This is a genomic window from Fangia hongkongensis FSC776 = DSM 21703, assembly GCF_000379445.1.
Taxonomy (GTDB): Bacteria; Pseudomonadota; Gammaproteobacteria; order Francisellales; family Francisellaceae; genus Fangia; species Fangia hongkongensis.
The window spans coordinates 1-12,083 of the sequence record NZ_KB902274.1; the positions used below are offsets into that span (position 1 = coordinate 1).

Annotated in this window: 10 protein-coding genes; 8 read left to right on the forward strand and 2 right to left on the reverse strand. The window is 35.4% G+C overall.

Annotated elements, in window-relative coordinates; translation table 11 throughout:
• The 3 genes from A37Q_RS16160 to A37Q_RS0113025 form a co-directional block, all read left to right on the forward strand.
• Positions 1 to 254 (forward strand): IS1 family transposase (locus A37Q_RS16160; RefSeq protein ID WP_018300580.1); only part of this gene is annotated, 254 nt, incomplete at its 5' end.
• A complete protein-coding gene (locus A37Q_RS15545; protein WP_018300725.1) occupies positions 211 to 1,524 on the forward strand; it encodes an MFS transporter in 1,314 nt (437 codons plus the stop codon). The genes A37Q_RS16160 and A37Q_RS15545, both read left to right, overlap by 44 nt.
• A gap of 343 nt (positions 1,525 to 1,867) precedes the next feature.
• Complete coding sequence (locus A37Q_RS0113025) at positions 1,868 to 2,182, forward strand: terminase gpP N-terminus-related DNA-binding protein (protein WP_018300726.1); 315 nt, start codon at positions 1,868 to 1,870, stop codon at positions 2,180 to 2,182.
• A 99-nt stretch (positions 2,183 to 2,281) separates the two neighbouring features.
• Here A37Q_RS0113025 and A37Q_RS0113030 read toward each other — a convergent pair whose 3' ends face one another.
• Positions 2,282 to 3,715 carry a hypothetical protein gene (locus A37Q_RS0113030; protein WP_018300727.1) on the reverse strand — a complete coding sequence of 478 codons (1,434 nt, stop codon included), beginning with the start codon at positions 3,713 to 3,715 and terminating at the stop codon, positions 2,282 to 2,284.
• Between the two features lie 237 nt (positions 3,716 to 3,952).
• On the opposite strand from A37Q_RS0113030, the gene A37Q_RS16015 reads away from it, so the two are divergent.
• Positions 3,953 to 6,556 carry a leucine-rich repeat domain-containing protein gene (locus A37Q_RS16015; RefSeq protein WP_018300728.1) on the forward strand — a complete coding sequence of 868 codons (2,604 nt, stop codon included), beginning with the start codon at positions 3,953 to 3,955 and terminating at the stop codon, positions 6,554 to 6,556.
• Between the two features lie 68 nt (positions 6,557 to 6,624).
• On the opposite strand, the gene A37Q_RS0113040 is transcribed toward A37Q_RS16015, so the two are convergent.
• On the reverse strand, positions 6,625 to 7,107 hold the full coding sequence (locus tag A37Q_RS0113040) for a hypothetical protein (protein WP_018300729.1): 483 nt from the start codon (positions 7,105 to 7,107) through the stop codon (positions 6,625 to 6,627).
• Positions 7,108 to 7,510: 403 nt separating this feature from the next.
• Here A37Q_RS0113040 and A37Q_RS0113045 point away from each other — a divergent pair, with 403 nt between their 5' ends.
• The 4 genes from A37Q_RS0113045 (at position 7,511) to A37Q_RS0113060 (ending at position 12,077) form a co-directional block, all read left to right on the forward strand.
• Entirely contained in the window at positions 7,511 to 7,771 is a 261-nt protein-coding gene (locus tag A37Q_RS0113045) for a hypothetical protein (protein WP_018300730.1), read from the forward strand.
• A gap of 54 nt (positions 7,772 to 7,825) precedes the next feature.
• Positions 7,826 to 9,886, forward strand: a complete 2,061-nt coding sequence (locus A37Q_RS0113050) for a hypothetical protein (protein ID WP_018300731.1) — start codon at positions 7,826 to 7,828, stop codon at positions 9,884 to 9,886.
• A 154-nt stretch (positions 9,887 to 10,040) separates the two neighbouring features.
• Positions 10,041 to 11,300: a DUF1996 domain-containing protein gene (locus A37Q_RS0113055; RefSeq protein WP_018300732.1), complete on the forward strand. Its 1,260-nt coding sequence runs from the start codon at positions 10,041 to 10,043 to the stop codon at positions 11,298 to 11,300.
• A gap of 54 nt (positions 11,301 to 11,354) precedes the next feature.
• Positions 11,355 to 12,077 carry a PAS and helix-turn-helix domain-containing protein gene (locus tag A37Q_RS0113060; protein ID WP_018300733.1) on the forward strand — a complete coding sequence of 241 codons (723 nt, stop codon included), beginning with the start codon at positions 11,355 to 11,357 and terminating at the stop codon, positions 12,075 to 12,077.
• Positions 12,078 to 12,083 lie beyond the last annotated feature (6 nt).

Below are 12,083 nucleotides of genomic sequence, written 5' to 3' on the forward strand. Positions count from 1 at the left end.
TTAAAACATTACAGCATTTTAAGGTAAAGTGCTTTTTCAGTGATGACTGGGGCAGCTACACGAAATATATTCCTGAGAGATATCATGAGATAGGGAAGCGAAATACACAAAAGATTGAGCGTAAGTTTCTAACCTTTAGGACAAGGATTAAAAGGCTTGCTAGAAAGAGCATTTGTTTTTCAAAAAGCGAGTTTATGCATGACGCTGTGATTGGTCTTTACATCAATCGAGTCGAATGGGGAAGAAACATATAAAAGACAAAGGGAAACACCACCAAAAATTTCACTTGGCAATGTTATTGAATGGTATGATTTTAGCCTTTATGGCTATTTTGCAGTAGCAATAGCCGCGACGTTTTTTCCTAATTTAAATCCTTTTATTTCGTTGCTGGCAACTTTTGCAGTTTTTGGTGCTGGTTTTTTAGCCCGACCTTTAGGAGCTTTTGTTTTTGGGCATTTAGGCGATAAAGTGGGTCGTCATTATGCAATGAACCTCTCTATTGCTATGATGGGGTTAGCAACACTAGGAATGGCTTTTCTCCCAGGTTTTTCAACAATAGGTATACTGGCTCCAATTTTACTGGTTATACTTCGCATGCTCCAAGGATTATCTGCAGGTGGGCAATTTGGCAACCTTTTAACCATTACAACTGAAGATGAAAATTATCGCTTAAAAGGTTTAAATATAGGTATTGCTTATGCTGTATCAGTCATTGGTTTTTTGTTAGCGGCTTTTGTTAGTGTTATTGCAATAAAATTAACTCCTGATTCTCTACAGGAATATGCTTGGAGAGTTCCTTTTTTGATAAGTGTTATCCTTTTAATTATGCAAATCACTCTCAAAGAAAAAGATGCTAACGTAAATACTAACATTGTTAAAAATAATAATTTTTCACCTGTCAAAACAGTATTTAAAAATCATAGGAGAAGCCTTGTATGTGTTATCGTACTTTCAGCTATCGCTGCTTCTTTATTTTATATTTTAGCAACTTATCTTGTTACTTATATGACACAGCATCTCAATATAGCTCAATCCACAGCACTGGGTATCAATAGCTTAGCTCTAGGACTTGTATGTATTATAGTCCCTGCTTCAGGGCTTTTTTCTGATTATTGGGGTCGGAAAAAATCATTGAATATATGTCTTTTACTAATGATAGTATTATCAATGCCAGTAATGCTATTATTTCACTCTACAAGCTACATATTGATCATAATGGGCACTGTATTAATTAGTGCACTTGTATCCTTTCTTCAGGGAGTTATAACACCTATATACTCTGAGATTTTTCCAAAAAATGTACGTGCATCTGGTTGTTCTATTGCTTATGGTATAGGCGTGTCAATCTCTGGCTTTGCACCGATGCTTGCCGACATATTTGTTAGAATATCTCCATTATATGGTTTAATTGGTTTTATTTACAGTCTCCTTATTATTGGTGCTATAACTACACTTTATCTACCGACAAATAAAGTCAGACATATTGATTATGTTCGAGTTCGCTCTTTGGTCGTGTCGCGTTAAATTCCAAAAGTAGCTAGTGTTTCATCTTAAGCTATAATTTATGTTTGCAGTCAACTACAGGTATCAGCAAAGCAAGTGTTTTTAATCTCATTTAGGTTGAACTCTCCATAGCTTACTGCGAGGATAGCAATTTAGCTTACTTTTAAAGTTATCGTATAATCTAAGCTCGCAGTATTCAAGCTTAACCCGATGATGGTGTATGTTTGCCTTGTACTCTTAAGTAGCAACACTGTCCATTATAGATAGCAGTCAGTTTGATGAGTTAGCCATAAAATGGTTGCGCCATATAGTCATGATCAACTAATATACATTTTAAGCAACTCAACAAGCATATTAGAACAACATGGGAAATCAATACGCCAGTAGCAGCTTTGCAGAGGTATTAGAGAATAGATATAACAAACCTGTTTCAGATAGTCTTATAGACCTACAACTGCAAGGTTATACCTACCAAGATATTTGTAAATTAACAGGCTATAAGGAAACAACGGTACGTAAGTATTGTCGCAGATATCAAATTGTTTTAAGTAATACACCAGGGGTGGTGCCAACTCATGCTACTCCATATAGTAAGTTATTAACAAAGATTCGTGTTAATGGGATTACGATTGACAATGCGCTCTATAAGAACTGGGGAAACTATGATTTTGAAGTATAGCTAATATTTTATTAGGCCGTTATCCATGAAGTGTTTTATGTAACAGTGCTAATGCCTGAGTTTTGATAAAATTGGGAGGTAGTGCGACCATGGTTTTATTCACGATCTACATTCAAGCTGGCAAGAATCTCCACTGCAACCAAAACCATACCCCCATTCGAAAATGTCTCCACCTGATAGCTTACAGTTTTTCCCTGAGTTTGGTAAAAGCTTACCATCTATCATTAAGTCAAGCCTATCACCACCTTTAATCCCGCTACCAGTAACCGTATACAAACATGATAAATGAGGGTAGTCGGTATTTGAAAAAAAGCTATTCGCCAATCGATTATTACTCTCCACCTTTGCTTTTGAAATGTCACTTTTATTGTGTGAATAGTAACCATTTATATTTTGTACCAGAGTTAGATCATTGATTTTTCCTGAATATATACCTTTCCAAATAATCCCATCTCTATCATAATCCTCCTTTACACTAATAAGATTAATTTTGTCTCCTGCGGGACATTTGTATACTTTCATCGGTGTCAGAAGAACATTGTCCATTAAAAGCACGCCATTACTTGGGTCAATGACACCCAGCCGTGTAGCGCCATTAACATCTGTATGCACTTCTGCTAATTTCCCTGCATAGTTGCCGCTCTTAATAGCAACAACAGATGGGTTGGTGGCTATTTGATTGCCAATTGGATTTTTATGGAGAATTGCACCATTAACGGGGTCGATGACCATATACCATAACCCAAGTTCTGTTTCATATGCTACGGCAATCGAGCCTGAGTAGCTGCCTGAGTTTATTATTGTTGCTGATGGATTGTGTCCGTATAGGTGGGGATACATTCTTGAGTATATAAACATGCCTTGATTTCCAAGTTCACTTGGATTAATGACGCTATACACCATCTTATTATCAAAAAGCCCTACTTGAGCAAGATATCCTTTATACTTTCCTGTAGTGATAAAAACTAACGATGGATTCTTATCAGCAATAATACTCTTGAACAAGGAGCTGATTGTTCCTTTGTTTACATCAATAATACCGTAAGTAATTTCCGTATAGCCATCACTATCAGCTGGTCTTTGGAATAGTATAGCGAAACGTCCTTGACCAATAGACGCTATTGAAGGATGGCTTCCTACCCCTATGCACCCATGGTAATTGCTATCACCTGTAACCGAAGACAACACATCATAACATACTTTTGTAATACCATGAGAATCAGTAAAATCATATGCAATGATACTGTCTCCTGAATAGTGTCCATATTTTATTCCAGATACTGAAGTATTGTGCTTATCATATCCAAAGGGATTCTGTCTATACTTTTCAACCAGACTATTAGATATTATTTTTAGCGTCGAAAGAGATTCTGACCTGCCATCTGTTCCAATAGCGAGTCTATCGTGATTACCATTTAGACCAGGAATATTACCAATTGAGGCACTGGCAAATAAATTATGCGCTGCTAAAGTAGACGTGACTATTAGTGAGAGGGATAATAACTTTTTAAATTTCAATTTAATATTAAGCATATTGAAGCCAACGAATCTTGTATGAATATAATCACCTTAAAGATAACTTATGGGATAAACTACCTTGAGAGATGGATATCATCAATACGCTTGATATAGGACTTATTTGGTGAAAATTATCTTTAAAAGATGCAGAGAGCTATCATCATGCTAGTTTATTGCTATAAATAGGATTAATTTATAATGCAAGTTTCTAATATTGGATGTACAAACTGTCACTGATTTTAGGAAATATTTATGCCGTCTCTATATGATGTTATGACCGTAACACTCTCATTTTATATTGATAATAAGACAGGGAGGAATACTCTCAGCGCCACCCGCAAAAAGCAAAAAAAGCAAGCCTTGGAGCTACAAAAACAGCTTGATAAATTTAAAGCTAAAGAGGATGAGGGAATTATTCACAGTATAATCGAGCTTGCTGTGCAAAATAATGAATGTTCCCCTTCATTAAAGGCGGCTATTTCGCATAGTTTAGAGAGATATGATTCATATGTAGAAAAAATTACAAAAGATAGTTCTTTAAGCTTAACTGCATTTGATATTGGAGGTGATTTTAAAAAAATAAAAGACGAGCCTATATCTGTATGTTTTTCTAATCTAGAACCAACTGATGCAAAAGCTGATAAGTCTGCTCACGAAGTTACTACATTTAAAGATGAAAATGAAAATATTTTCTTTGTCAAACGTCTTCCTGATAAACTTACTGGTAAGGAAAGAGATGATCAAATAGAAGCTTATGTGTCAGAATTAATTTACTCTAAATTCTGGCAATATTTTATGGGAGAGAAAGCCTCTTCTTCATTTTTATTTTTAGATGATGAAGATAATATTATTGGAGTTGCCTCTAAGGCTTTAGAAGGTTTTAAATCTTATTCTAATGTTAACCCTCAGGAGGAAGCATATCCAAATTTAATATCTTTGTTAGTATATATGTATTTCCTTATTGAAGATGATGCGCACAAAAAGAATTTTGGCGTTGCTCAATTTTCTGTTGCTAATCAAGATGGAAAATTTTCAGCTTATGGAAAGATTGATCATGATTATCTAGCTACTCACTGGGAAAAAGGCCAAAGTGGGCGTGAATTAAATAATGAATTTACAGTAGCGCCATTAGCAAAAGTACTTAAAGCAGGATTCAATCCCAAAACGACATTTATTGCCCTATCAAAGCTATTATCCAAATTACGATTTAGTCCCATGCATAAGAATGATCCTCTATTACGAAAAGGGCATCAAGTGCGAGAAATGACAGGAGGTCAAGAAGCGACTACTACTTCACTAAAAGAACAAAAAGCATTTACCTTAGCGTTGGGTAGTGTTGAGAACATCCAAGAGTTTGAGGATTTGTGTCAGGACTTATCTAAAAAACTTGATCCAGACGAAATAGAGAAATTAATTGGTTATATGTATGATATTTTAGATCAGAGTGTAATTCCAGATGAGTACAAGGGAAATGCTAAGGAAATAATAATATTTATTGGTAATAGGATAATGCAGCTAAGAGAGAAAATGTCTCAGAAGGTTGTGTCAAAGAAAAAATTATCTGATGGGATGCCATCTCTATTTTCGGATAATGGTGCTTCAGATAGTTCTCCCGACTTACCAGATAATATTAGTGCAGGTATTTATCTGGAAGCGTTAGATGATTATGATAATGATGAAAATATAGAAAAAGCACAGGAAGAAATTAATAGGTGGAGTGAAGATCAGAACACTATACAAAATCCTTTACGGTTAGGGTGTCTTAATCTTAGTGCAAAGGATTTAAGTGTGCTAATTGAAAATAATAAAGAGGTATTTGAAAGAGTTAAATATCTTGATTTAGGTGGTAACAATTTAGAATCATTACCTAAATCTATAGAGGAGCTAAAAAATGTCAAGTTGCTTTATTTGGGGAGTAACAATTTATGTTCATTACCCGAATTTATAGGAAATTTAAATACTTTGGAGGTGTTACATTTAAATTCTAACAACTTGGAGTCATTGCCTGAGTCCATAGGGAATTTGGATAGTTTAAAGGTGCTTCATTTAGGTTCTAACAACTTGGAGTCATTGCCTGAGTCCATAGGGAATTTGAATAATTTAGAGGTGCTCCATTTAGGAGATAACAATTTATGTTCATTACCTGCGTCCATGAGAGCACTAAAGAACGTAGAGGAATTGTACTTACGCCATAACCCAATAGATCTAAAAGGGAAAATGCTTGCTTTAGTTGATAAGGCATATAAAAACACAGGTGATTTTAGTATCGGAAAACGCATGACTTTAGATTTATTTAAAGAAGAAATTATGAGGTGTAAGGATAGAGATAAATTAGAACATATTGCTATTAAATTTGCTAAATATATTGTTTCACAGCTTCTATCATCGACCTCCAGAAATGCAACTGTTATGAGTATTTTGGCATTAAACGACGACATTACCAATAAAGATTTAAAAAAGACATTACTTGATTTCCAGAGTTTAGATGTAGTGAAAAGCAATGCTAGATCCTATAACAAAGGCGCTATAGAGTTTGATCGAGCTATTGAATTAAATAGGGTGGCTTGTGAAAATAAGAATGAGTTAGCTAAATCAAATGTAGAGCAAGTTGTGGCAGAGTATTTTGGTAATAAGTGGGGTACTCCTACAAAAGCAATGCAGCAGGTTAAAGATTTACTACAAGAAGAAAAAATATTTGACTGTGATATTAAATTTATACTTGAAGCTAAATCACAAAGAGAGGAAAGTCGTAGGGGGTTTTCAATAGATTTTGAATCAGAGACATCAAGACAACTAAAATCTCTATTTACAGAAGATAATTTTGCTAGCAATAATAGACGAACTCTGGATCTTTAAGAGTGTAGTGTCTCAACTTCAGATCCAATCAAGTTGAGTTGTCCGTGGAGATATCACTAGGTGGGATATCAAATTTTTACAACATCCTTATTCCCATCATCAAGTATAAATGTACAATTAGCCGTTGAACTAGTACATGATGATTTTGCTGGTACTGCTTGCCAATACTTTTGATAAAGACCGCTATAAAATGAGTTATTTATTCGACCTTGATATAGTTCAGCCACTAGGAAATCTTTTGAATTTTGAAAACCATCTACATGGTACCAACACTGAATAAACTTGAGCATTCCTGCTTTAGTAGGAATCATTGCGCCTTCAAATGAAGTAACTTGTTTAAACTGGTGTAGGTAAGCTGTATACCAGATATTGTTAAACCCAGTGTGACTATCAATAAACTCAAAGTCAGCTGATCTGTTAGGGTGGTTTTTCCATTGCTGATATGCATGGTTCATATTATTTACAGTTGGGCATGAATAATGTACTTCTGCCTGCCCTATATTAGCAAGAGCAATAAATGCACAGCTGACCGATATTGCCAGTTTTATCATGAGAGTATCTCCTTTTAGTTTAAAAACATGATTTATTCAAATGTGTTTTGAAGGGTAAATCTAATTTCATATTGAGGAAAGAAGATTTGGGCTATGCTAAAGATTCTGGACGAATTGACCAAATTAAGCCAAATGAATGGATTATGTCGCAACTCAACGAATCAATGATATTTATCATATGACTTATCTATAGTTTTGCATTTTCTTAGCAAACAGGTGTTAAATATAGTCAAACTGACTATAAGTGTTTGTAATTATAGGAAGGAGTAACTCTTTTTAGGTTAATTTAGCAAATCAATTATTACGCATAACAGTTGGGCTTGATGACAGCATCACTCTAAAGCGATGTGTTGTTAAGTATCTAATGCTATGCAAATTGTGGAATTATTTAAAAGGGGTACACATGAAACTAAAATATACAAGAGTATTATTTGTTTTGTCCATTTCGGCGGGATTAGCTGCTTGTGGGGGTGAGGGGAGTTCTTCATCATCTCAACACAGTAAAGCTTGGTCACCGCTATCACCGGCAAAAAAGGAGCCATTAACACCTTTGTCTCCCTCTCTGGCGCCTCTTAAGCCAGCAAATAAAGTGCCATTAACACCTTTATCTCCCTCACTTGCACCTCTCAAGCCAGCAAAACCTGTGCATTCAGATAATATATAAATTAAAGTCGTAAAGCCTGCGGATTATTCGTTATATCCAGGTTACACAAAAAAGGTGCAATTTACGCTAACTAATCATGGGGAGTCTCCTTATGATCTTAAAAATATCAAAAGCTTCCCTTCAAAATTTACTACGTTTGATAAAGCTGGCACAACCTGTCTAAATACATTAAATGCGAATGAGAGTTGTCAATATAGCATTTCTTTCCATGCTCCAGTAGATCAAAATGAGCAAGGTAAATTATATGATATTGGTTTAGAGGCTTATTCACATAGTAAAGAGATAAGTTCAAGCTATAGTTCTATCTTTGTGACATTAGGCTCTTTGCCAACCAAGGTGGTGGTTTTATATAATAGCGATGCAACTCATACTATTTATCCTGTTATTGAAACTTCCAGAAAGATTAAGGATGTGATTGCACATATAGATAATCCAGATACATGGTTAATGACATATTTTGGGCATCAAAAAACAGCTCCTATTTATACCAGTGGTGTTTATCGAGTTTATGTGGGAGGCTTAAAAGGCATTGCGCCACATCATTATGCTATGGTAGCCGTTCCTTTGTATTCTGAGTTTAAAGAAAAACAAAAAAATAATGACCTTTATATTGACTGGTGGCGTGGAACAAGAATCTATATGTATGACAATCCAAGCGTGGTTTTAGTGAGAATGGGGCAACAAGATAAAGCACTGGCAAAAAATACATTTGTATCAGCGTTGCAAGATACGCGTGTTTGTGAAATAGGGCGTGATGTATCTGGTTGTCATAATGTTAAAAGTGTCGTGTATCAAGATAAACTTAATACATCATTTCCTAATAATGATCCGATGCAGTTAATAGAGTATACCTTTGGAAGTGATGGGGGTAATAATTATAAATGGAATGCTATCCCTGTAGATTATGATATTTCCTATGTTGATAATATTTATCTTGGTTTAGCTTTAGGACGTGTTAACTATCTGGATAGAACACTTGGATGGGTTGGCACAGATATGCCCATCAGTACCTTTCAAGACAAAATTAAAAACTCACTATTAATGAATCCTAATACAGATGATTTATGGCCAAAGTACATTGATTCTGAACGTATTGAAAAGTCCTTGAAAAACCATAATGAAAGGGCGCAAATCAAAGTGCCAAGTCTAGCTGTGGCATTACAGGATTTGCATGCAGGGTTACCGATACATGAAAAAGCATCAAATGGCTTAAATTTTCAATTAAATAGAAAGGCAAATGATGGTCATTGGGTAAATACATCACTCTCAAGCCAGTGGCAATTTATTAAAGATATTCAAAATGCGTGGCGTCAGGCAATCAACACACGAGATGGTAAAATTATTTGGGATGCTTTTGAGAAAAACTATAATAAAAACTGCCCAAATAGTCAAAAACAGCTTACCCTAAGTTTTGCTCTCACACGAATAATTGGCTTTGTGGATTTTGCAAACTGTATGGATGAAAAACAAAAAAGCTACAATTATCCTTTGCCTGATTCTAAAACACCAGAAGGCAAAGCATTGATTAATGCGTATCATCGAATTATGTATGCCAACCCAGCACTAAACCCTTGGGTCGCTTTTATACATCAGCAGATGGGCCTAAAGTATGCTTATGGTTTTTCAATTGATGATGCTTATGGCAATGTTGAAACAATAGGCGATGGCGTAGTGGTTGATGTCTCTGGTAATGATGGTTTAGAAAATCATGATCAACAGCTCCCAGTTAAGCAAACAATTGCAGTGCATTACTCGCCAGTCAATCTATATGAAATTCATGATGCGGTAATTTGTGGGAATAAAGTACAAGGTAACACGCAAAGTAAAGGCACTAAGGTGATATCATATAAAAATACAAGCCCCATATATTTAAGTGAGCTAACCGATAACAAATGTGTATTATCATTCAATGGTACGCGTGTACAAGATAACAAGGACTTTAAAGTAACAGTCAAGCTTCCAAATATTTCTCAATCTATCAGTGAGGAAGCATTTAGTGATTTATTTCATAAGAATTGTAAGGACACTTTAAGTGGGTTATTTTGTCGAACGATTGTGGTTAACAAGAATCCAGATGCTCAAGGATTCTTATTTGATATTACTTTTCCAGCTTAGATATCAGCATCAAATCAAAGGCAATAGCGTTTGTTGCGAAAATCCAAATGATAATTCATCGATTTGATGAGTTATCCCTTCAAATTTATTTTCCTTGATGTTTTATGGCACACTCTTGCTATTCTTTAGTCCAACATAATAATTTGGACTATGCATGAAAAATTATCATACTATTGTTGTATCACTTGGCAGTATGGCTTTATTAACTTTATCCTATGGAAGTGACTTAGATGCTTTTAGTAGTAGAGAAGTGATCAGAAAGAACCTTTTTGAGACGTATAAATCTAAGATTGTTTTTAAAAAAGGTGAGGGCGATCAGATAGATGGTAAAGTGTGTGTGTTTAATGAGGGCGAAAAAAGTTGTCAATCATTTAAGGTTATTGTTCCACATAGAGATGGCACACAAGCGCCAATTTACCTAGAAGATAAGATGGTACAATCTCCAAATGAGAATATGAAGTGGCATAATGCCTCTGAGCATTTTTTAACAGCTACTGAAGCAAAGCGTGTGTATAGGGCAACAAATCAAGGAGAGTTTGTCGTTAACTGTGCATTGTCTCATAGAGCAAGATGGGATTCAATTGTTCAGCGAGGTGTACAAGAGTCAATGCATATGCATGATTTTTATGGTAATAGAAATACAAATTACAATTCAACTGCCACAAGCTTAATGCAGGGAAATAGAGCGCATCAGAAGTATGTTGCATCGAATGCCGCATACTATGTGAAAAAGGATGATTTAAATAGTATAACAAACTGTGATGTTGCTGAAGATCTTAGTGCTTATTGGGCCCCCACATTATATAATGAGAATGATAAAGCGATCAATCCTGAGAGAGTGCAAATATACTATAAAATATACTCTCCAGTTGACCCAAAATATATTGTCCCAATCCCTCAGTATTTTAACATGATTGCAGGGTCAGCTATGCCAGCGACGGGCGATATGAACTACAATCACGGCGTCAGGTGGGCATGTGAATATAACTCTAAGACATATAATCGCATCCCAAATTGTGCAAAAGAAAGCGGGAACTTATCAAGTAAGCTTTACAGTATCATCGTGTTTCCTCAGTGGTGGGATGGGAAAATGCCTCAATCTAAAGGGCAGCATATGTCATATTATTGGAGTCAAGAGCATCCTTATAGAATTCCGCAAATTGAAATTAGAGTCACTTATCCAACATCAGGAGATAGCCATTATTATTTAGCTTCTGATAAAATGCAGGGGAATGTTGATAAAGGTATTGGCAATGGGGAAACACTACATGCAGATTTTTTTAATGGCTGGCAACAAAGTAGCTTAAATGCTTTGCATGCTAATTGCTTATCGGATCCATGGACGTGTTTTTCTACACCACAAATGCTTAATGGGATTAATAATGGTGAGAATATTGATCACTATCGCAGGTGATGTAATAAATACACTTTAGTATGAAAAGAGGCGAGGATACTCAATAGGTAAAAGATGAATGAAAGTGCGTTAAATAATATATTGGGAATTAATGAAAAAGCTACATTAGAGATGCAAAAAGTATTTCTAGATCAATTTTCAGCTCTAATAATGTTTATGGATACTGACAGTCGAATTGTTTTGGCAAATCAGGCAGAGTTGGAGTATCTGGGGTATGAAAGGCTTGACGATGTACTGGGTAAGACAGTTGAAGCTTGTCGCGGAAAGGGAGTGGAGTTGGCTGAAGAATTTATTGATCAAAATGATGAGATTGTATCTCAGAATCAGGACTTCTCTATATTATCTTGCTCGGGAGCTGCTTCAGGCGAGCTAAGAGTGTATCTGTCTCCGAGAAAGCCAATAAAAAATGCATCTGGAGAAGTTGTTGGTATTGTTTATCAGGGAGTTAATCTGACAAATACAACCTTAATGAATTCAGTAATGTCATTATTTCGCAATAAAAAAGGTGGATTTAACCAAGGACTGCTAAAACTGGTATCCACTTTGGATGACCCTCATGACCTAACTTCTAGAGAGCTTGATTGTTTGGCTTTTTTATTACGTGGTTTTGGTGTTAAAGAAATTGCAAATGCGTTAAGGTTAAATTCTAGAACCATTGAGTATCATATAGCGCGTATGCGTTACAAGCTAAATGTAGAAAGTAAAAGGCTGTTAATAGATAAAGCCATTGCTTTGGGGTATTTTAATTTTGTCCCAGAGCATTGGCTGATATCATAGGTGTTA